Source organism: Ectopseudomonas alcaliphila (assembly GCF_900101755.1).
Taxonomy (GTDB): domain Bacteria; phylum Pseudomonadota; class Gammaproteobacteria; order Pseudomonadales; family Pseudomonadaceae; genus Aquipseudomonas; species Aquipseudomonas alcaliphila.
This window is the reverse complement of the sequence record NZ_FNAE01000013.1, coordinates 15,912-35,396: the sequence shown is the minus strand read 5'-3', so window position 1 is coordinate 35,396 and position 19,485 is coordinate 15,912. Positions and strand designations below refer to the sequence as shown.

Genomic DNA, 19,485 nt, shown 5'->3' with positions numbered 1-19,485 from the left:
GAAGGGCCAGAGCGGACCGGAGCGCCTTACTCCGTCACCCAATGATAGATCGGCGCATCCGCGCCGGTTTCCATGCGGATCTGCTCGCAATGGCGCAGGCGCACCAGCAGGCGCTTGCCCGCCGCTTCACCGCCAGCCAGCGCGGCCAACTGCGCCAGCAGCCGCGGCCCTTCGACCTGCCCCGCCTCACGCACCAGCTGCAACGCGGTCTGCCACAGCGCATCGCCCGCGTCTGTCGCGGGCGGCGGCGCTGCCACACTGGCGACCGGCGCAACGGCCAGGTGCTGCGCCAGTTGCGCCCAGTCCTCGCTCCCCAGCTCCAGCGTCAGATCCACCGGCCAGTCGCCAATGCGCCCACGTATTCGCACCATGTTCAGCCTCCAGTCAGGATCTTGCATGCTCCCACGACAGCAGCAGACTGGCCAGTTCGCCACGAAAGTTGTTATAACGTAACAATCAAATCGCACCCATGCTGGAGAGACAACCATGCGCCACCTGCTGCTCGCCCTGCCCTTCGCCCTGCTGCCCCTGGTCGCCGCCCAGGCGCAAGAGCACAGCCATGATCATGACCATGACCACGAGCATTCCCACGACAGCCTGGGTGCCCACGAGCATGGTGTCGCCAGCCTCAACGCCGCGCTGGACGGCAATCTGCTGGAGCTGCAGCTCGAAAGCCCGGCGATGAACCTGGTCGGTTTCGAGCATGCCGCCAAGAGCGATGCCGACAAGGCCAAGGTAGCGGCCGCCAAGCGTGAGCTGGAGCAGCCCGTCACACTGTTCGCCCTGACCAGCGGCGACTGCAAGGCCACCGAGGTCGAACTGCAAAGCCCGCTGTTCGCTGGCAAGGCGCACGATCACAAGCACGACCATCACGATCACAAGCACGAAGGCGAACACAGCGACATCCATGCGCACTATCGCTTCGAATGCGCCAAGGCCAACGAATTGAAACAACTGGATCTCGCCGAGCTGTTCAAACGCTTCCCCGCCACCGAGAAGATTCAGGTACAACTGATCGGCCCGAATGGCCAACAGGGCGTTGAACTGACTCCGGCGCAGCCACGTCTGTCTTTCTGATGCCATAGGGTGGATCGGGGCGCGTAGCTGACGCTCTTTTCATCCACCACGCCAGGTTTGTGGGAGGGCCAGGTGGCGACCTGCTTTGGCCGCGAAAAAGCTCGCCGCTAAAGCGCCTCCTACAAAACCTGCTCAGGAGGCATGAATGCCACCCGCGAGCTCAGCTCAGACAGTCAGGCCACCATGCTCGGCTTTCCATGAACGACGATTCGAAGAAACCATGACTCAACCTCTGATCGAACTCGCCGATCTCGGCTTCGCCTGGCCCGGCCAGGCACAGCTGCTGGATATACCCACCTTCACCCTGGCGCGCGGTGAAACCCTGTTTCTCAAAGGCCCCAGCGGCAGCGGCAAGACCACCCTGCTCGGCCTGCTTGGCGGCGTGCAACGAGCGCAAAGCGGCCATATCCGCCTGCTCGGCCAGGACCTGGGCCAGCTCTCTGCCGGCGCCCGCGATCGTTTCCGCGTCGACCACACCGGCTACATCTTCCAGCAGTTCAACCTGCTGCCGTTTCTTTCCGTGCGTGAGAACGTCGAACTGCCCTGCCGTTTCTCGCGCCTGCGCGCCGAGCGCGCCCGTCAGCGCCACGGCAGCATCGACGCCGCAGCCGCTGCGCTGCTCGACCACCTCGGCCTGCACGCCGACCTGCTCGGCCGCCGCGCCGACGAACTGTCCATCGGCCAGCAACAACGTGTTGCTGCCGCACGCGCACTGATTGGCCAGCCGGAGCTGGTGATCGCCGACGAGCCGACCTCGGCACTGGACTTCGACGCGCGCGAGGCCTTCCTGCAATTGCTGTTCGCCGAATGCCGCGCCGCTGGCGCCAGCCTGCTGTTCGTCAGCCACGACCAGAGCCTGGCCCCGCTGTTCGACCGCAACCTGTCGCTGGCCGAGCTCAATCGCGCCACGCGCCCACAGGAGGCCTGAGATGCACCTGATCCGCATCGCCCTGGCCAGCCTGGCCAACCGCCGCTTCACCGCCCTGCTCACCGTGTTCGCCATCGCCCTGTCGGTATGCCTGCTGCTGGCCGTCGAGCGCGTGCGTACCGAGGCTCGCGCCAGCTTCGCCAACACCATCAGCGGCACCGACCTGATCGTCGGCGCCCGCTCCGGCAGCGTGAACCTGCTGCTGTACTCGGTGTTTCGCATCGGCAACGCTACCAACAACATCCGCTGGGACAGCTTCGAGCACTTCGCCGATCACCGTCAGGTGAAGTGGGCCATTCCCATTTCCCTGGGCGACTCGCACCGCGGCTACCGGGTGATGGGCACCAGCACTGCCTATTTCGAGCATTACCGCTACGCCCGCAGCCAGGCGCTGAAGCTGGCACAGGGCCGCGAGTTTGCCGACGATCCCTTCGAAGTGGTGCTCGGCGCGGAAGTGGCGCAGGCGCTGGGCTACGATCTTGGCGAGAAGATCGTCCTGGCCCACGGCGTCGCCACCATCAGCCTGGTCAAGCATGACGACAAGCCCTTCACCGTGGTCGGCATCCTCGAGCGCACCGGTACGCCGGTCGACCGCACGCTGCACATCTCCCTGGCCGGGATGGAAGCGCTGCACATCGACTGGCAGAACGGCATGCCGGCACGTGGCGCCGCGCAGATCAGCGCCGATCAGGCACGCGCCATGGACCTGCAGCCGAAGCAGATCACCGCGTTCATGCTCGGTCTCAACAGCAAGATCGCCACTTTCAGCCTGCAGCGCGAGATCAACGAGTTTCGTGGCGAGCCGCTGCTGGCCATTCTGCCGGGTGTGGCGCTGCAGGAGCTGTGGAGCCTGATGGGCACCGCCGAGCAGGCGCTGTTCGTGGTCTCGCTGTTCGTCGTGCTGACCGGTCTGATCGGCATGCTCACGGCGATCCTCACCAGCCTCAACGAACGCCGTCGGGAGATGGCCATCCTGCGCTCGGTGGGCGCCCGTCCCTGGCATATCGCCAGTCTGCTGGTGCTGGAGGCCTTCACCCTGGCGCTGGCCGGCGTGGCCTTCGGTGTCGCGCTGCTCTATCTGGGCATCGCCGGCAGCCAGGGCTTCGTGCAGGCCAATTACGGCCTGTACCTGGCGCTCAATGCACCGTCGAGTTACGAATGGAAACTGCTGGGCGGCATTCTCGCCGCAGCCGTGGCGATGGGCAGCGTGCCAGCCTGGCGGGCCTATCGGCAGTCGTTGGCAGATGGGCTGTCGATCAGGCTCTGAGGGAAAGTTGAGAGCGCCTGTCGTACACTGCGCAGGCGCTCTTACAACGAGGTTCCTCATGTCCCGCCCCCTGCTCGCCACCCTGCTGCTGACCCTGGCACTGCCGCTGGCCGCCGCTGATGTGCGCGAACTCACCTGGTCCGAGCTGATTCCGCCGGATGCACCACCGCAAATCATCAACCCTGCGCCCATCCACGACCTCTCGCAACTGGCCGACGCCTTGGCCGAATCCGGCCCGGCCGCCATGCAGCAATCGCCAGCCGCCCCGGTGGTCAAGGAACTCAATGGCCAGCAGGTGAAACTGCCGGGCTACATCGTGCCGCTGGACGTGACCGATGAGGGCCGGGTGGTGGAGTTTCTGCTGGTGCCCTACTTCGGCGCCTGCATTCATGTGCCACCACCGCCATCGAACCAGATCGTTCACGTCACCAGCGAACTCGGCGTGCTGCTCGACGCGCTTTACCAGCCGTTCTGGGTCGAAGGCCCGCTGAAAACCGAGCATGTCAGCAGCGAGCTGGCCGAGGTCGGTTACCAGATGGAAGCGGACAAGATCTACGCCTACGAACTGCCCGATAGCTGATCCCGCCCGGAGCTTTCGCAGGAGTGGCTGTAGGAGCGGCTTCAGCCGCGAAATGACTCGCGGACAAATCCGCTCCTACAGATACGCTACCCAAGAAAAAGCCAGACCCTGGGGCCTGGCTTTTTCTTGGTGCGCGCGGCGCACCCTACAGATGACGGCCACCCGCGTAGGGTGCGCCGCGCGCACCGAGAACGACTCAACTGCGACTGGCGACCCGATTTTCCCGCTCGAAGCGCAACTCGCTTTCCGCCCACTGACGCCAGGAGCGTACCTTGGCCCGCTCGGCACCACCGCGTTCGGCACGCGCCAGTGCATCCAGGCCGGCCTGCCAGCGCGACTGCTCCAGCTCCAGTTGAGCGACGTACAGCCAGTGCTTGCCATTGCCACTGCGCTCGGCCAACGGCCGCAGCACCCGCACCGCGGCAGAACGATCACGCGCCTGCCACCAGAACAGGCCCAGGCGTTCCTGACGCGCAGCGGTGTTGGCCAGCAGGCCACTGTCGAGCATCCCGGCCAGCAGCTTGGCGCCCTGCCAGGGCTGGTCGGCGGCGCCGGCAAGCAGCACCAGATTGTCCAGTTCCGACTCGCTGAAACGCAGACCCTTGCTGTGCGCCGCACGCAGGGTCGCCAGCGCCTTGTCATTGCTGCCGGCCATCTGCTGCAGACCGGCCAGTTGGCGCCAGCCCTTGGCATCGTCCGGTTTGCGCACCAGCAGTTGACGCTGCCAACGCTCGGCCTGGGCATAGCGCTTCAGATCGGCGTTGGCGCCCACCAGAAACTGCAGCCAGATGTCTGCCGCATTGGGATTGGCCTGCACGTAACGCTCGGCCAGCGGCAGCGCCTTGGCCGGCTGATTCATGCCCTGGTAGGCCTGCACCAGCATCTGCAACACCTCCTCGGAGGCGCGGCCCTGATTCGGCGCCAGCAACTCGACGACCTTGGCGTAACGGCGCTCGCCCAGGTTGAGCTTGGCCAGGTTGAGGCGCTCGCCGGCCAGCATTTCATCATCCAGCTTGCCGCTGCTCACGGCCTTGTCCAGCCAGTCGATGGCCTGAGCATTGTTGCCGGCCGACCAGGCCACGTAGGCCTTGCTACGCCAGACCAGCGCCTCTTCAAGGCTGCCACTCTTGGCCTTGACGTCATCGAGCGCGCGTCGGGCGGCAGCGTAGTCGCCTTTCTGCTGTGCTGTCTGCGCCGCATTCAGGGCTTTGAACACGGCCGGGTCGACGGTTTGCTGGGCCATGCCCGGCACGGCCGCAGCACTGAGCATCACGAGCAACAACCAACGGTACATGGTCAATTCCTTTCCACACGGAAGTAGAGGGTTTTCACCGCTTCGCGGTCCACCGCCAGGCCGCCCTCGGTGCGTGGCGCGAAGCGCCAGCGAGAGGCGGCACGGCGCGCTTCGCGCTCGAAGACGTTACGCGGGTTGGCCTCCAGCACGCGGATGTTCTCCACGCTGCCGGAACGATTGATGGTGAAAGCCAGTTTGACGAAACCTTCAATGCCACGCTGCAGCGCATAGCGCGGATAATCTGGACGCACGTCGTTGAGCGGCATGACCTCACTCTCCATGCCCCCCATCTGCCCACCGGACTCGGCGGCCTCGCTCGGCGGCGTCGGTGCTGGAGCGCCAGGGGCGAGACCAGACAGACTAGGTGCCGGCGCGCTGTTGACGGCAATGCCGCTGGCCAGGCTGGGCAACTGGATATCCAGCGCCGGCAGGTTGGCACTGGGCGTGGCCGTTTGCGGAGTCGGCGGCGTGGGCGGCTGCGGCGTCTGCGGTTGCGGTGGCTGCGGCGCCTGCTGACGGGTACGGCTGGCGGTCTCGCTGGCGTTACCGTCCATGCGCACGAAGTTGGCCACGCTGACCGGGTCCTGGCTCACCTTGGCGCTCGGTGGCGCGACCATGTACAGCATCAGGGCGAACAGCCCCAAGGCCATCAGGCAGGCGCCGAGAAAAGACAGCGGCAGGCGCATCAGTTGACTCCGCTACCGGCAGCCAGGGCGACATCCTGCACACCGGCCAGACGCGCCTGATCCATCACCTGAACGACCAGGCCGGTACGCGCATCCTGATCGGCCTGCACCACCACGGCGCCTTCCGGTTGATCGACGCGCATGCGCTCGACGTGAGCGCGCACGCTGCGGATGTCCACTGGCTGCTTGTCCATCCAGATCTGCCCGTCGGCGGTGACGGCGATGAGGATGTTGCCCTTGTCCTGAGGGCTGGCGGTTTCCGCCTGCGGACGCTGCACCTCGACCCCGGACTCGCGGATGAAAGAGCTGGTGACGATGAAGAAGATCAGCATGATGAAGACCACGTCGAGCATCGGCGTGAGGTCGATGCCGGTGTCTTCGTCCTGCTGGTGGTGACGACGCATTCTCATGTTGGGCGATCTCAGTCGTGACGCAGCTGGTCGGCCAGCCGCTCGATGGCCTGGCTGGCTTCGCGTTCGAGGCGCGCCAGGCTGAACAATCCGGGGATGGCCAGGACCATGCCGGCCATGGTCGGCAGGGTCGCCTGCCACACGCCTGCGGCCATGCCGCGAGGGTTACCGGTGCCGTTGAGGGCGAGCACATCGAACACGGCGATCATGCCGAGCACGGTGCCGAGCAGGCCCAGCAGCGGATACAGCGCCACCAGGGTCTTGCCCAGGCGCAGCGGCGCCGCCAGTTGCTGGCGCGCCTGCGCCAGCCAGGCCAGGCGCACGGCGCGCTGCCAGTTGCCGTTGTCATCGGCCAGCACCTGTTGCCAGGCCTCGCGGCGTTCCTGCACCCAGCGCGGGAAGATTCTGCGCATGTACCAGAAACGCTCGAACACCAGGGTCCAGAACACCACGCAGAGCACCGCCAGCGCCCACATCACCACGCCGCCGGCGCCCATGAAGTCGAGCAGTGCATAGGCACTGTCGACCGCACGCAGCCAGAAGGCGAACAGATCAGTCACGGCGCGGCGCTCCCGACAGGTGCAGGGCGATCAGACCGGCGCTCTGCTGCTCCAGCACCTGGATCAGGCCCTTGCTGCGGCTGGCCAGCAGGCTGTGCAGGAACAGCAGCGGGATGGCCACGACCAGACCCAGCACGGTGGTCACCAGCGCCTGGGAGATACCATCAGCCATCAGGCGCGAGTCGCCGCCACCGCTCTGGGTGATGGCCTGGAAGGTCACGATCATGCCGGTCACGGTGCCCAGCAGGCCGAGCAACGGTGCAACGGCGGCGAGCAGCTTGAGCAGGCCCTGGCCTTTCTCCAGCGGCGGCGTTTCCTGCAGGATTGCCTCGTCCAGCTTCAGCTCCAGGGTCTCCAGGTCAGCCAGTTGCGGCTTGGCGCCCAGTACACCGATCACGCGGCCCAGCGGGTTGTCGTTGCGCGGCGCGCTGAGGTCATGCATCTGCGCCTTGACGCCACTGCCAACGCGGCCCAGATAGACCATGCGCCAGAGCGCCAGAAGCAGGCCGAAAGCGCCCAGCACGACGATCACCCAACCGACCAGACCACCCTGCTGCAGACGATCCCACAGGGTCGGCTGTTGCTGCAGCTGCGCCAGCAGGCTGCCACGGCTCGGGTCGATCGGCAGCGTGGCGAGCGCGTCCTTGCTGCTCAGGTAGTCCTTGACCTGGCCCAGGCCGGACGGCTGACGCAGCGGCGCCACCAGTTGCCCGGCATCGGCGTCGTAACGCAGGAAGGCATCCTCGCCATAGACGGCGAAGCCGCCGACACGCAGCACCTGCTGCTCCTGGCGCGAACCATCGGTGTTCACCACTGGCAGTTGCAGACGCTCGATACGGCCGCTGGCAGCCAGGTCTTCGAGCAGCAGCATCCAATAGCCGTCAAGGTCTTCAGCGGACGGCAACGAGCGGCTTTCAGCCAGTGCCTTGAGGCGCTTCAGACGCTCCGGATACTGAGCGTTGAGCAGACTGTCCTGCCACTGCCCGGCAACATCACCGGCACTCTGGCGTACCACGCCGAACAGTTCACCGAGGTGCCCGACACGCTGCGCCAGCAGTTTTTCCTGCTCGGCCAGTTCGGCCTCCTGACGGTCGAACTCGGCTTTCAGACGTTCGCTTTCGGCTTTCTGGGTATTCAGTGCGGAGCGAGCAGCGGCCAGCAGCTGTGCTTGCTCACTGCGCTTGGCGAGAAACGCCTGCTCGCGCTCCTGCATGGCGCTGACTTCGGCGGCGCGCTCGCTGCGGATGCGCTGCAGCAGTTGATCGGGGTTGAGGGTTTCGGCCACGGCGGCCAGTGCCGGCAACAGGCTGAGCGCCAGGACGGCTACAACACGACGACTCATTGTGCGGCCTCCTCGGCCAGGGTCTTGATCGGCAGGGACAGCACGGCAGGTGCCTGCTGCTGACGGGCGATGGCGATGGCCTGGGTCAGCGGGCGACGCGCGCTGCCGCCAAGCACTTCCCATGCCTTGGTCTGCGGGTTCCACCAGCCACTCTCGTGAGCATCGAGGGTCTGGTAATAGAGCATGCTGCGCCCCAGACGCAGAAACTCGACGCTACGCGAGCCGCCATCGGCCTGGTTCAGCTCGCCACGCCAGGCTTCCAGGGTACGACCGTAGTCGCTCTCGATCTGGTAGGCCTCGAGGATGCGGCGGTATTTGTCGGCCAGGCTGACGTCGGCGCGCGGCAGCAGATCCTGCAGCTGAGCCAGACGATCCTCACGCTCTTCGGGCAGGAACGGCAGGTCGGCGGCGATGAACTCACCCAGCACCTCGACCATCTTGACCATCTGCGGGCTCACCGCTTCCTGGGTACGTTCGATGCCATCGAGCTGCTTCTGATAACTGGCCAGCTCCTGGCGCTGGGCTTCGACCAGGTCACGAAGTTGACTGTTATAACCTTTCAACGCCTCGGCCTGCTGCAAGGCATTACGGTACTCATTGAGCATCTCGCGGCTGGCGTCATCCAGCTGTTCGACACGGCCCTGGGAGGCTTTGGCCTCGGCGGCCAGACGCTGACTTTCGTCCAGCGCAGCATCCAGCGGCGCGGCAACCAGCGAGCCGCTGCTCAGCATCAGGGCCACGGCCAGGGAACGGAGGGGGAAGCGATTCATGCGCAGGGGGTCCTCGACAGACGGGCTTGCTTCAAAAAGAGAAACATTATCATCTAGAGATGCATTCGAAGCAATGGACAAAACACCGCAACAGAGCTCGCCGATCTATTGAGCTAGGTCAAAAAGTGAATTGTTGCGTGGCTTAGCATTGATTCCAGCCAAAGACACAACCGACTCGAACTGGAGCTCGCTATGTACAAGTCACTGTTCACTGCCTCTCTGCTGGCCCTGGCCATCGCTGCCCCCATCGCCCAAGCCCACCAGGCTGGCGATATCATCGTCCGCGCCGGCGCCATCACCGTCGATCCGCACGAAGACAGCTCAAACGTCAAAATTGGTGGCGTAAAAGCTGCCGGGACCGCAGCGACACTCGATAGCGATACCCAGCTGGGTCTGAACTTCGCTTACATGCTCACCGACAAGCTTGGTATCGAACTGCTGGCTGCCACACCGTTCAGCCACGACGTTGGCACCAAAGGTCTCGGCGGCCTGAAACTGGGCTCGGTCAAGCATCTGCCACCGACCCTGAGCCTTGTCTACTACCCGCTCGACAGCAAGTCGGCCTTTCAGCCTTACGTCGGTGCCGGCATCAACTACACGTGGTTCTTCGACGACAAGCTCAGCAGCGAAGCCGAAGGTGCCGGTTTCCGTGGCCTGGACATGAAGGACTCTTGGGGTTGGGCTGCACAAGTCGGTGCCGATTACATGCTGACCGACAATCTGATGATCAACGCCCAGGTGCGCTACATCGATATCGAAACCACCGGCACAACCTACGCTGGCAACACCAAGGTCAGCGTCGACGTGGACATCGACCCCTTCGTCTACATGGTCGGCCTGGGTTACAAGTTCTGATAACCCTCGCAGAAATGAAAAAGCCGGCGAATGCCGGCTTTTTCATGGGCTCGATTCACAAACCGAGCAGTTGGCGCAACCCTTCACGCAGCGGCGTCTGCTGCGGCATGCGGTAATGAGCCTGCAGGCGCGTATTGTCGGCACGCGAGTGGCGAATATCCCCAGCGCGTGCCGGCAGGTGCGTCAGCGGCGGCAGGCCGCCGCACAGCACACCGATCTCGGCCAGCAATTGATTGAGGCTGACGGCCTGACTCCATCCCACATTGAGCGGATCACTCACCACCTGCTCGCTGAGCAAACCCTGCATCAACAGCGCGACCAGATCACCGACATAGAAGAAATCACGGGTCTGCTCACCGTCACCGAAGACGCTGATCGGCAGCCCCTGCTGCGCACGCTGGGTGAAGATACTGATCACCCCGGAGTACGGCGAGGATGGATCCTGGCGCGGGCCGAAGATATTGAAGAAACGGAAAACCGCGGGTTCCAGGCCATGCTGGCGACGGTAGAAGTCCAGGTAGTGTTCACCGGCCAGCTTGTCAGACGCATAGGGCGTCAGCGGCGCCTTGGCGGTAGCTTCATCGATTGCCACGCCCTCGCCGTTGTTGCCATAAATAGCCGCGCTGGAGGCATAGACCACGCGTCGCACGCCATGCTGACGCATGGCCTCGCAGACGTTCAGGGTGCCGATGAAGTTGCTTTGGTGAGTGGATACCGGATCATCGACCGAAGCCTGCACCGACGCCACCGCGGCCAGGTGTGCGACACCCGCACAACCGGCGACCGCCTGCGCGACCACCTCGGCATCGGCTACATCACCTTCGATGAAATGCAAGCGTGGGTTGTCCAGCGGCAGATTGCTGCGCTTGCCCATGGACAGATTGTCCAGTACGCGCACCCTGTGGCCAGCGGCCAGCAAGGCATCGACCAGATTTGAACCGATGAAACCCGCACCACCCGTTACGAGAAATTCAGCCATGGCGATAGTAACGATCCAGTAAGCTCGGCAGAGCAGAGCGCCAGGCGCGCGGTTTGATGCCGAAGGTGTGAAGAATCTTCTTGCAGGCCAGTACGGCGTGCTGCGGCTCATCGGCTGCATCTGGACGGGCGGCGTGCGCCTGCGGCGCGATGTCCTCGACCAGATTGCTGCGATAGTGACGCGCTTCGCTCAGTACCGCCTGCCCCAGGCTCAGCGATGTACTCGCTTCATGACCGCCGTAATGATAGGTGCCCCACAAGGGCGACTCGCAATCGAGTTGTTTGAGCACGGCCAGAATCACCCGCGCCGCATCATCCACCGGCGTCGGGTTACCGCGCCGGTCATCGGCGAGATAAAGGGCATCGTCGCGCTCGGCGCGCAACAGAAAGCGCCCCAGCAGCCCTTCACGGCTGTCATCGAGCAGCCAGCCAAAGCGCAGCAGCACATGACGCGGACAGATCGCCCGCACGCTCTGCTCCAGACGCCACAGCGCCTGGCCACGCAGCCCGAGCGGGATCGGCTCTTCCTTCTCGCTGTAGGCGGTGACCCGCGAACCATCGAAGACCCGGTAGCTGGACGGCTGCAGCAACACGATGGAATGGTGCTGGCATAGCTCGGCCAGACGTTCCACCGCGCGTTCCTGCGTCTGCAGGCGCGACTCGGCCACCGACTCGGCCTGGAACCAGTCGAAGTAGTAAGCCAGATTGATCAGTGCATCCGGACGGGTTTCGTCGAGCAGCTCGGTGAGGCTCGCCGCATCCCAGCCATCTTCCGGCGGACGTGGCGCGAGGAAGCCGATGTCTTCCTCGGCGCCAAGACGGATCAGCGCTTGCCCCAGGGCACTACCGCCGCCCAGCAGCATAAGGCGCATTCGCATAGGCTAGAGCCCGCTCAGATCAGAACGGGATGTCGTCATCGAAGCTGTCGTAGTCAGGCGCTGGCTGGGCCTGCTGCGGTGCAGGACGCTCCTGACGCGGGGCCTGCTGCGGCTCGCGCTGCGGGGCCGGACGCGATTGACGCGGAGCGCCACCTTCATCACCGCTCGGACGACCGCCCAGCAGCTGCATGGTGCCCTGCATGTCGACGATGATCTCGGTGGTGTAGCGCTTGATGCCGTCCTTTTCCCACTCGCGGGTCTGCAGCTTGCCTTCGATGTACACCTGAGAGCCCTTGCGCAGGTACTCGCCGGCAATCTCGGCGACCTTGCCGAACAGCGCCACGCGGTGCCATTCGGTCTTCTCGACCTTCTGCCCGGTCTGCTTATCGGTCCACTGCTCGCTGGTGGCCAGGCTCAGGTTGGTTACCGCGTTGCCGCTGGGCAGGTAGCGTGTTTCCGGGTCCTGGCCGCAGGTACCGACCAGAATGACTTTGTTAACCCCACGGGCCATAACGTTCTCCTAGACTCGGCACGCCGCTGGCGCCGATACGATCAGGCTTTCCAGCGTCGTGCGATCCACTTGTTGGGTATCGACTTTGATATAGATGGCCGCTTCGTCGGCCACCACCACGGCGTCCGCCACTCCCGGCGTCGCCTTGAGGCGTTCGACCAGTCCGACATCGGCCAGTGCCGCGGCATCGAGCGGCAGGCGCAAACTGGTCACATACGGCGGTTCGCGCATAGTAACAGCAATAGCCAGCCAAATTGCACAGAGCACGGCGCAGCCGATGAACACACCGCCCAGGCCAACGTGCTGGTACAGCCAGCCCCCGAGAATGCCGCCCAGCGCTGCGCCGAGGAACTGACTGGTGGAATAGACGCCCATCGCAGTGCCCTTGCCGCCTGCCGGCGCCACCTTGCTGACCAGCGACGGCAGCGAGGCCTCGAGCAGGTTGAAGGCGGTGAAGAACACCACGATGCCCAGCACCAGCGCCCGCAGATTGCTGCCGTAGAAGGCGAAGTAGAGCTCGCAGGCCAGCAACACGCCGACAGCACCGAGCAGCACGCGCTTCATCTGGCGCTTTTTCTCGCCATAGATGATGAAGGGCACCATGCCGAAGAAACCGATCAACAGCGCGGTGAGATAAACCCACCAGTGTTCTTCCTTGACCAACCCGCCCTGCTCCACCAGTGCCAGCGGCAACGCCACGAAACTGGCCATGAGCACCGCATGCAGGGCCAGGATGGCGAAGTCCAGACGCAGCAGGTCGGCGTGCTTGAGAGTCGGCCACAGCGCCTGCGTCGCCACGCCTGATTCGCGATGCTGCAGCGGACCGGCGTCTTTCGGCACGATGCCGGCCACGATCAGAATGCCGAGCAACGCCATCGCCGCCGTCGCCCAGAACAGACCGGACAGGCCGAAGGCGCGAGTCAGCAGCGGCCCGACGACCATGGCCACGGCGAACGACAGGCCAATGCTCATGCCGATCAACGCCATGGCCTTGGTGCGATGCTGCTCGCGGGTCAGATCAGACAGCAGCGCCATCACCGCCGCAGATATCGCTCCGGCGCCCTGCAGCACGCGTCCGGCGATCACGCCCCAGATCGAGTCGGCATTGGCCGCCAGCACGCTGCCTGCGGCGAAAATCAGCAAGCCGGCGTAGATCACCGGGCGTCGGCCGATACGGTCACTGAGCATGCCGAAGGGAATTTGCAGCACAGCCTGGGTCAAACCATAGGCACCGATCGCCAGGCCGATCAGCGCGGGCGTACTGCCCGCCAGATCCATGCCGTAGGTGGCCAGCACCGGTAGCACCATGAACATACCCAGCATACGAAATGCGAACACCATGGCCAGGCCGCCAGCCGCGCGTGCTTCGCCGCCACTCATGCGTTCGCTGTGTGGATCGTGCATGGAACAAATCCCGTGGAAAATCAGCCGGCGATTCTAGCAGCCAGCGCGCTGGCGGCACAGGCACACACTTTGCCGCAGGGCACCGCCTACCCCTATACTCGACCGTTTTCCGCCCGCCCAGCGAGGCCCGTTGCAAGCCGCCTGAATTTGAAGCGGTAGTGGCAACGCAGACAGCTTTCAGAGGTTCCCTAAGTGGACAAAATCCTGATCCGTGGGGCTCGCACCCACAATCTGAAGAACATCGACCTGACCCTGCCGCGCGACAAGCTGATCGTGATCACCGGCCTGTCCGGCTCCGGCAAGTCCTCTCTGGCCTTCGATACCCTTTACGCGGAAGGCCAGCGCCGTTACGTCGAGTCGCTGTCGGCTTACGCCCGGCAGTTCCTGTCGATGATGGAAAAGCCCGATGTCGACACCATCGAAGGCCTGTCACCGGCCATTTCCATCGAGCAGAAGTCCACCTCGCACAACCCGCGCTCGACCGTCGGCACCATCACCGAAATCTACGACTACCTGCGCCTGCTCTATGCCCGCGCCGGCATTCCGCGCTGCCCCGATCATGACGTACCGCTCGAAGCGCAAACCGTCAGCCAGATGGTCGACCAGGTGCTGGCCCTGCCGGAAGGCCGCAAGCTGATGCTGCTGGCGCCAGTGATCCGCGAGCGCAAGGGCGAACATCTGTCGGTATTCGAGGAGCTGCGCGCCCAGGGCTTCGTCCGCGCCCGGGTCAACGGCAAGCTGTTCGAACTGGACGAGCTGCCCAAGCTGGACAAGCAGAAAAAACATTCCATCGACGTGGTGGTCGATCGCTTCAAGGTCCGCGAAGACCTGCAGCAGCGGCTGGCCGAGTCTTTCGAGACCGCCCTCGGCCTGGCCGACGGCATCGCCCTGATCGCCCCCATGGACGATGAGCCGGGCGAAGAGATCATCTTCTCCGCGCGCTTCGCCTGCCCGCATTGCGGCCACTCGATCAGCGAGCTGGAACCCAAGCTGTTCTCCTTCAACAACCCGGCCGGCGCCTGCCCGACCTGCGACGGTCTGGGCGTGAAGCAGTTCTTCGACGTCAAGCGCCTGGTCAATGGCGAACTGACCCTGGCCGAAGGCGCCATCCGCGGCTGGGACCGACGCAACGTCTACTACTTCCAGATGCTCGGCTCGCTGGCCGCACACTATGGCTTCAGCCTGGAAAAGCCCTTCGACGACCTGGCCGCCGAACACCAGAAAGTCATTCTGTTCGGCAGCGGTACGCAAAGCGTCGACTTCAAGTACCTCAACGACCGCGGCGACATCGTCAAACGTTCGCACCCCTTCGAGGGCATCATTCCCAACCTTGAGCGCCGCTACCGCGAGACCGAGTCGGCCAGCGTGCGCGAGGAGCTGGCCAAGTTCCTCAGCACCCAGCCCTGCCCCGATTGCCGGGGCACGCGCCTGCGCCGCGAAGCGCGGCATGTCTGGGTCGGCGAAAAAACCCTGCCGGCGGTGACCGGCCTGCCGGTCGGCGACGCCTGCGACTACGTGGCCAACCTGCACCTGACCGGCCGCCGCGGCGAGATTGCCGAGAAGATTCTCAAGGAAATCCGCGAGCGTCTGCAGTTCCTGGTCAATGTCGGCCTCGACTACCTGACCCTGGATCGCAGCGCCGACACCCTGTCCGGCGGCGAAGCGCAGCGCATCCGTCTGGCCAGCCAGATCGGCGCCGGCCTGGTGGGCGTGATGTACATCCTCGACGAGCCGTCCATCGGCCTGCACCAGCGCGACAACGAGCGCCTGCTGGGCACCCTCAACCACCTGCGCAACCTGGGCAATACGGTGATCGTGGTCGAGCACGACGAGGACGCCATCCGCATGGCCGATTACGTGGTCGATATCGGCCCGGGCGCTGGCGTGCATGGCGGCCGTATCGTCGCCGAAGGCACGCCGGACGAGGTGATGAATCACCCCGACTCGCTGACCGGCAAATACCTGTCCGGCCGTGAGAAGATCCGCTATCCGGCGCAGCGCACCCCGCGCGACAAGAAGAAACTGCTCAAACTCAAGGGCGCGCGGGGCAACAACCTGCGCAATGTCGACCTGGAAATTCCGGTGGGCCTGCTTACCTGCGTTACCGGCGTGTCCGGCTCGGGCAAGTCGACGCTGATCAACAACACCCTGTTCCCGCTGACCGCCACGGCACTGAACGGTGCGACCACCCTGGAAGCGGCGCCGCACGATTCCTTCGACGGCCTGCAGCACCTGGACAAGGTGGTCGACATCGACCAGAGCCCGATCGGCCGTACCCCGCGCTCCAACCCGGCCACCTACACCGGCCTGTTCACGCCGATTCGCGAGCTGTTCGCCGGCGTGCCCGAGTCGCGCTCGCGCGGCTACGGTCCGGGGCGTTTTTCCTTCAACGTCAAGGGCGGACGCTGCGAGGCGTGCCAGGGCGATGGCGTGATCAAGGTGGAAATGCACTTCTTGCCGGACATCTACGTGCCGTGCGACGTGTGCAAGGGCAAGCGCTACAACCGCGAAACCCTGGAAGTGAAGTACAAGGGCAAGAGCATCACCGAAGTGCTGGACATGACCATCGAGGAAGCCCGCACCTTCTTCGACGCCGTGCCGGCCATCGCCCGCAAGCTGCAGACACTGATGGACGTCGGCCTGTCTTACATCAAGCTGGGCCAGAGCGCGACCACCCTGTCCGGCGGTGAGGCGCAGCGGGTCAAGCTGAGTCGCGAGCTGTCCAAGCGCGACACCGGCAAGACCCTGTACATCCTCGACGAACCGACCACCGGCCTGCACTTCGCCGATATCCAGCAACTGCTGGATGTACTGCACCGCCTGCGCGACCACGGCAATACCGTGGTGGTGATCGAGCACAACCTGGACGTGATCAAGACCGCCGACTGGCTGGTGGATCTTGGCCCTGAAGGCGGCTCCAAGGGCGGCATGATCATCGCTACCGGCACCCCGGAAGACGTGGCCGACAACCCGGCATCGCATACCGGGCACTTCCTCAAGCCGCTGCTGGAACGCGACCGCGCCTGAAACGAAAGAGCCCCGCAGATGCGGGGCTCTTTTTGGCAAGTCTGCTTACATCTGGCTCTGCAGGTACTTCTCCAGCCCCAGCTTGTCGATCAGTTGCAACTGAATCTCCAGCCAGTAGGCATGGTCTTCCTCGGTGTCCTTGAGCTGGACCAGGAGGATGTCGCGGGTTTGGTAATCCTGGTGCTTCTCGCACAGTTCGATGCCCTTGCTCAGGGCCGCGCGCACTTCGTATTCCAGGGCCAGATCCAGCTTCAACGCCTCGGGCACGGTCTGTCCGAACTTGAAGGGGTTAGGCGTCATGTCGGGCACACCCTCGAGGAAGATGATGCGCTTGAGCAAGGCATCAGCGTGCTGGGTTTCCTCTTCCATCTCGTGGTTGATGCGCTCGTAGAGCTTGCTGAAGCCCCAGTCCTCATACAGCCGCGAATGGATGAAGTACTGGTCGCGCGCAGCCAGCTCGCCCTTGAGCAGGTGCTTGAGATAGTCGATGACTTCGGTATGGCCTTTCATGCCGGGCAATCCTTGTTGCATTCGTGAGCAGGGGGCAATGCTCCGCCTGACGTCCGGTTCGGTCAAGCAAAAGCACAACGCCTCCACGAGGGAGGCGTTGCGGTTTACTGACGCACCGTCGGTGCGCCATTCAGGCTCAGGCCAGATCGAAGCGATCCAGGTTCATCACCTTGGTCCAGGCGGCAACGAAGTCCTTGACCAGCTTCTCCTTGCCGTCGGCACTGGCATACACCTCGGCATAGGCGCGCAGTACCGAGTTGGAGCCGAACACCAGGTCATTACGGGTGGCCGTGTATTTAACCTGGCCATCCTTGCGTGTACGCCCTTCGAAGACTTCGTTGCTGTCATCGGCTGCCTTCCATACGGTGCCCATATCCAGCAGGTTGACGAAGAAGTCATTGGACAGCACGCCGACCTTGTCGGTGAACACGCCATGCTGACTGCCGTCGTGGTTGGCACCCAGCACACGCAGGCCGCCGACCAGCGCAGTCATCTCCGGTGCGGTCAGTGTCAGCAACTGCGCCTTGTCCACCAGCATCGCCTCGGTGGGCACACCCAGGTTGCCTTTGCTGTAGTTGCGGAAACCATCGGCGGCAGACTCCAGCACATCGAAGGACTCGACATCGGTCTGATCCTGACGCGCATCGACGCGACCCGGCGCAAAGGGCACGTCTACCGTCACACCGGCAGCCTTGGCGGCCAGCTCGACACCGACATTACCGGCCAGCACGATCACATCAGCCAGGGAGGCCTTGCCCGATGCCTGCTGGATTTCCACCAGTTTCGGCAGCACCTTGATCGCCCGCTGGTTGGCGGCCCAATCCTTCTGCGGCGCCAGAGCCAAGCGCGCACCGTTGGCACCACCGCGCTTGTCGCCACCGCGGAAGGTCGAGGCCGAAGCCCAGGCCACGGAGACCAAATCACCGACCGAAATCCCGGATGCAGCGATCTTCGCTTTCAGATCGGCGATATCGGCAGCGCTCGGGTAGTGGGTGGCGGCGGGCAGCGGGTCTTGCCAGATCAGGTCCTCTTTCGGCACTTCCGGGCCCAGGTAGCGGGCTTTCGGCCCCATGTCGCGGTGGGTCAGCTTGTACCAAGCGCGAGCGAAGGCATCGGCGAAGGCCTGCGGATCTTCATAGAAGCGCTTGGAGATCTTGCCGAACTCCGGATCGAAGCGCAGGGTCAGGTCGGTGGTGAGCATCGTAGGCTTGTGGAATTTGCCCGGCACATGCGCATCCGGGATGATCTCCGGCGCGTCCTTGGCCTCCCACTGCTTGGCACCCGCTGGTGACTTGGTCAGCTCCCATTCGAACTTGAACAGATTCTCGAAGAAGTTGTTGCTCCACAGCGCCGGCGTCTTCGTCCAGGTCACTTCCAGACCACTGGAAACCGTGTCCTTGCCGAAGCCACTGCCGAAGTTGCTGGCCCAACCCAGGCCCTGGGCTTCGATAGGCCCGCCCTCCGGCTCCGGCCCCTTGTGCGACTCCGGCGCCGCGCCATGCGCCTTGCCAAAGGTGTGGCCGCCCGCGATCAGCGCAACGATTTCTTCATCGTCCATGGCCATGCGATAGAAAGTGGCACGAATGTCCTTGGCTGCGGCCAGGTAGTCGCCGCTGGCATTGGGGCCCTCCGGGTTCACGTAGATCAGGCCCATATGGGTGGCGCCGAACGGTGCGGTCAGCTCGCGCTCATCGTTGACGCGCTTGGGATCGACACCCAGCCAGGCGACTTCCGCGCCCCAGTTGACGTCCTGATCCGGCTCCCACACGTCTTCGCGACCGGCACCGAAACCGAAGGTGCGGAAACCCATGGATTCCAGCGCGACGTTGCCGGCGAGGATGTACAGGTCGGCCCAGGAAATGGACTGACCATACTTCTGCTTGATCGGCCACAGCAGGCGACGCGACTTATCGATATTGACGTTGTCCGGCCAGGAATTGAGCGGCGCGAAACGCTGCTGACCACGGCCGCCACCGCCACGGCCATCGGTGGTGCGATAGGTGCCGGCGGAGTGCCAGGCCATGCGGATGAACTGCGGGCCATAGTGACCGAAGTCGGCGGGCCACCAGTCCTGGCTGTCGGTCATCAGCCTGACCAGATCGGCCTTGAGCGCCTTGTAATCAAGCTTCTTGAATGCCTCGGCGTAGTTGAACGTCTCGCCCAGGGGGTTGGATCGATCGGAATGCTGGTTCAGCAGGTCCACACGCAGCTGGTTCGGCCACCAATCTTTGTTGGTCGTGCCACCACCAGCGACGTGATTGAACGGACATTTACCTTGGTTCGACATGCTTCTCTCCTTCTCCTCATCGGGTCGGTCCCAGCGAGTGCGACCAACAATGGGACAAGCCTAGACCCGCTTCGCCAGGCGAACCAATTCATGAAGCGTAACGGCTCGATAGTTATTTTCT

At 64.1% G+C, this 19,485-nt stretch carries 19 protein-coding genes; 6 read left to right on the top strand and 13 right to left on the bottom strand.

From position 1 onward, the window contains the following. Nucleotides 1-26: 26 nt before the first annotated feature. The gene (locus tag BLR77_RS23855; protein WP_074682474.1) at nt 27-371 is read right to left on the bottom strand and encodes a hypothetical protein; all 345 of its coding nucleotides are present in this window, start codon (nt 369-371) and stop codon (nt 27-29) included. A gap of 115 nt (nt 372-486) precedes the next feature. On the opposite strand from BLR77_RS23855, the gene BLR77_RS23850 reads away from it, so the two are divergent. From BLR77_RS23850 to BLR77_RS23835, 4 genes are all read left to right on the top strand, one after another. Further along, the gene (locus BLR77_RS23850; RefSeq protein WP_074682472.1) at nt 487-1,077 is read left to right on the top strand and encodes a DUF2796 domain-containing protein; all 591 of its coding nucleotides are present in this window, start codon (nt 487-489) and stop codon (nt 1,075-1,077) included. A 220-nt stretch (nt 1,078-1,297) separates the two neighbouring features. After that, nucleotides 1,298-2,005 (top strand): ABC transporter ATP-binding protein, encoded by a 708-nt coding sequence (locus tag BLR77_RS23845; protein WP_074682470.1) that lies wholly within the window; start codon nt 1,298-1,300, stop codon nt 2,003-2,005. A gap of 1 nt (nt 2,006) precedes the next feature. Next, on the top strand, nt 2,007-3,272 hold the full coding sequence (locus tag BLR77_RS23840; RefSeq protein WP_074682468.1) for an ABC transporter permease: 1,266 nt from the start codon (nt 2,007-2,009) through the stop codon (nt 3,270-3,272). Nucleotides 3,273-3,330: 58 nt separating this feature from the next. Beyond that, nucleotides 3,331-3,852 (top strand): DUF3299 domain-containing protein, encoded by a 522-nt coding sequence (locus BLR77_RS23835; RefSeq protein WP_074682466.1) that lies wholly within the window; start codon nt 3,331-3,333, stop codon nt 3,850-3,852. A 196-nt stretch (nt 3,853-4,048) separates the two neighbouring features. Here the strand turns inward: BLR77_RS23835 and BLR77_RS23830 are convergent, their stop codons facing one another. Genes BLR77_RS23830 through BLR77_RS23805 form a run of 6 tightly spaced genes read right to left on the bottom strand, consistent with a single transcriptional unit; the run spans nt 4,049 to nt 8,914 of the window. Next, nucleotides 4,049-5,146, bottom strand: coding sequence for a tetratricopeptide repeat protein (locus BLR77_RS23830; protein WP_074682464.1), 1,098 nt, complete (start codon nt 5,144-5,146; stop codon nt 4,049-4,051). 2 nt (nt 5,147-5,148) lie between these two features. Further along, nucleotides 5,149-5,832 carry an energy transducer TonB gene (locus BLR77_RS23825; protein ID WP_074682462.1) on the bottom strand — a complete coding sequence of 228 codons (684 nt, stop codon included), beginning with the start codon at nt 5,830-5,832 and terminating at the stop codon, nt 5,149-5,151. Further along, a complete protein-coding gene (locus BLR77_RS23820; RefSeq protein WP_021489595.1) occupies nt 5,832-6,242 on the bottom strand; it encodes an ExbD/TolR family protein in 411 nt (136 codons plus the stop codon). The genes BLR77_RS23825 and BLR77_RS23820 overlap by 1 nt, the downstream gene beginning before the upstream one ends. An 11-nt stretch (nt 6,243-6,253) precedes the next feature. Beyond that, nucleotides 6,254-6,802, bottom strand: coding sequence for a MotA/TolQ/ExbB proton channel family protein (locus BLR77_RS23815; protein WP_074682460.1), 549 nt, complete (start codon nt 6,800-6,802; stop codon nt 6,254-6,256). Beyond that, a complete protein-coding gene (locus BLR77_RS23810; protein WP_074682458.1) occupies nt 6,795-8,144 on the bottom strand; it encodes a MotA/TolQ/ExbB proton channel family protein in 1,350 nt (449 codons plus the stop codon). The genes BLR77_RS23815 and BLR77_RS23810 overlap by 8 nt, the downstream gene beginning before the upstream one ends. Continuing rightward, on the bottom strand, nt 8,141-8,914 hold the full coding sequence (locus BLR77_RS23805) for a DUF3450 domain-containing protein (protein ID WP_074682456.1): 774 nt from the start codon (nt 8,912-8,914) through the stop codon (nt 8,141-8,143). The genes BLR77_RS23810 and BLR77_RS23805 overlap by 4 nt, the downstream gene beginning before the upstream one ends. A gap of 192 nt (nt 8,915-9,106) precedes the next feature. On the opposite strand from BLR77_RS23805, the gene BLR77_RS23800 reads away from it, so the two are divergent. Further along, a complete protein-coding gene (locus tag BLR77_RS23800) occupies nt 9,107-9,769 on the top strand; it encodes an OmpW/AlkL family protein (protein ID WP_074682454.1) in 663 nt (220 codons plus the stop codon). A 55-nt stretch (nt 9,770-9,824) separates the two neighbouring features. On the opposite strand, the gene BLR77_RS23795 is transcribed toward BLR77_RS23800, so the two are convergent. From BLR77_RS23795 to BLR77_RS23780, 4 genes are read right to left on the bottom strand one after another with little or no spacing between them, the layout of a single operon-like run. Beyond that, nucleotides 9,825-10,748: an NAD-dependent epimerase/dehydratase family protein gene (locus BLR77_RS23795; RefSeq protein ID WP_074682452.1), complete on the bottom strand. Its 924-nt coding sequence runs from the start codon at nt 10,746-10,748 to the stop codon at nt 9,825-9,827. Then, nucleotides 10,741-11,625 (bottom strand): sugar nucleotide-binding protein, encoded by an 885-nt coding sequence (locus tag BLR77_RS23790; protein ID WP_074682450.1) that lies wholly within the window; start codon nt 11,623-11,625, stop codon nt 10,741-10,743. The genes BLR77_RS23795 and BLR77_RS23790 overlap by 8 nt, the downstream gene beginning before the upstream one ends. A 19-nt stretch (nt 11,626-11,644) precedes the next feature. Then, nucleotides 11,645-12,136 carry a single-stranded DNA-binding protein gene (locus tag BLR77_RS23785; RefSeq protein ID WP_003463262.1) on the bottom strand — a complete coding sequence of 164 codons (492 nt, stop codon included), beginning with the start codon at nt 12,134-12,136 and terminating at the stop codon, nt 11,645-11,647. A 9-nt stretch (nt 12,137-12,145) separates the two neighbouring features. After that, nucleotides 12,146-13,540 (bottom strand): MFS transporter, encoded by a 1,395-nt coding sequence (locus BLR77_RS23780; protein WP_074682448.1) that lies wholly within the window; start codon nt 13,538-13,540, stop codon nt 12,146-12,148. Nucleotides 13,541-13,732: 192 nt separating this feature from the next. Between BLR77_RS23780 and uvrA the strand changes: the two genes are divergently transcribed. Next, nucleotides 13,733-16,567: an excinuclease ABC subunit UvrA gene (gene uvrA / locus BLR77_RS23775; protein ID WP_074682446.1), complete on the top strand. Its 2,835-nt coding sequence runs from the start codon at nt 13,733-13,735 to the stop codon at nt 16,565-16,567. Nucleotides 16,568-16,612: 45 nt separating this feature from the next. Here the strand turns inward: uvrA and bfr are convergent, their stop codons facing one another. Together bfr and katG are read right to left on the bottom strand one after the other, a co-directional pair. Next, nucleotides 16,613-17,077 (bottom strand): bacterioferritin, encoded by a 465-nt coding sequence (gene bfr, locus BLR77_RS23770; protein ID WP_074682444.1) that lies wholly within the window; start codon nt 17,075-17,077, stop codon nt 16,613-16,615. A gap of 136 nt (nt 17,078-17,213) precedes the next feature. After that, complete coding sequence (katG, locus tag BLR77_RS23765; RefSeq protein ID WP_074682442.1) at nt 17,214-19,364, bottom strand: catalase/peroxidase HPI; 2,151 nt, start codon at nt 19,362-19,364, stop codon at nt 17,214-17,216. Between the last annotated feature and the right edge of the window lie 121 nt (nt 19,365-19,485).

Bases quoted from the DNA above. Each gene is read 5' to 3' on its own strand.
- BLR77_RS23855 (WP_074682474.1), bottom strand. From the start codon at position 371: ATGGTGCGAATACGTGGGCGCATTGGCGACTGGCCGGTGGATCTGACG.
- BLR77_RS23850 (WP_074682472.1), top strand. From the start codon at position 487: ATGCGCCACCTGCTGCTCGCCCTGCCCTTCGCCCTGCTGCCCCTGGTC.
- BLR77_RS23845 (WP_074682470.1), top strand. From the start codon at position 1,298: ATGACTCAACCTCTGATCGAACTCGCCGATCTCGGCTTCGCCTGGCCC.
- BLR77_RS23840 (WP_074682468.1), top strand. From the start codon at position 2,007: ATGCACCTGATCCGCATCGCCCTGGCCAGCCTGGCCAACCGCCGCTTC.
- BLR77_RS23835 (WP_074682466.1), top strand. From the start codon at position 3,331: ATGTCCCGCCCCCTGCTCGCCACCCTGCTGCTGACCCTGGCACTGCCG.
- BLR77_RS23830 (WP_074682464.1), bottom strand. From the start codon at position 5,146: ATGTACCGTTGGTTGTTGCTCGTGATGCTCAGTGCTGCGGCCGTGCCG.
- BLR77_RS23825 (WP_074682462.1), bottom strand. From the start codon at position 5,832: ATGCGCCTGCCGCTGTCTTTTCTCGGCGCCTGCCTGATGGCCTTGGGG.
- BLR77_RS23820 (WP_021489595.1), bottom strand. From the start codon at position 6,242: ATGAGAATGCGTCGTCACCACCAGCAGGACGAAGACACCGGCATCGAC.
- BLR77_RS23810 (WP_074682458.1), bottom strand. From the start codon at position 8,144: ATGAGTCGTCGTGTTGTAGCCGTCCTGGCGCTCAGCCTGTTGCCGGCA.
- BLR77_RS23805 (WP_074682456.1), bottom strand. From the start codon at position 8,914: ATGAATCGCTTCCCCCTCCGTTCCCTGGCCGTGGCCCTGATGCTGAGC.
- BLR77_RS23800 (WP_074682454.1), top strand. From the start codon at position 9,107: ATGTACAAGTCACTGTTCACTGCCTCTCTGCTGGCCCTGGCCATCGCT.
- BLR77_RS23795 (WP_074682452.1), bottom strand. From the start codon at position 10,748: ATGGCTGAATTTCTCGTAACGGGTGGTGCGGGTTTCATCGGTTCAAAT.
- BLR77_RS23790 (WP_074682450.1), bottom strand. From the start codon at position 11,625: ATGCGAATGCGCCTTATGCTGCTGGGCGGCGGTAGTGCCCTGGGGCAA.
- BLR77_RS23785 (WP_003463262.1), bottom strand. From the start codon at position 12,136: ATGGCCCGTGGGGTTAACAAAGTCATTCTGGTCGGTACCTGCGGCCAG.
- BLR77_RS23780 (WP_074682448.1), bottom strand. From the start codon at position 13,540: ATGCACGATCCACACAGCGAACGCATGAGTGGCGGCGAAGCACGCGCG.
- bfr (WP_074682444.1), bottom strand. From the start codon at position 17,077: ATGAAAGGCCATACCGAAGTCATCGACTATCTCAAGCACCTGCTCAAG.
- katG (WP_074682442.1), bottom strand. From the start codon at position 19,364: ATGTCGAACCAAGGTAAATGTCCGTTCAATCACGTCGCTGGTGGTGGC.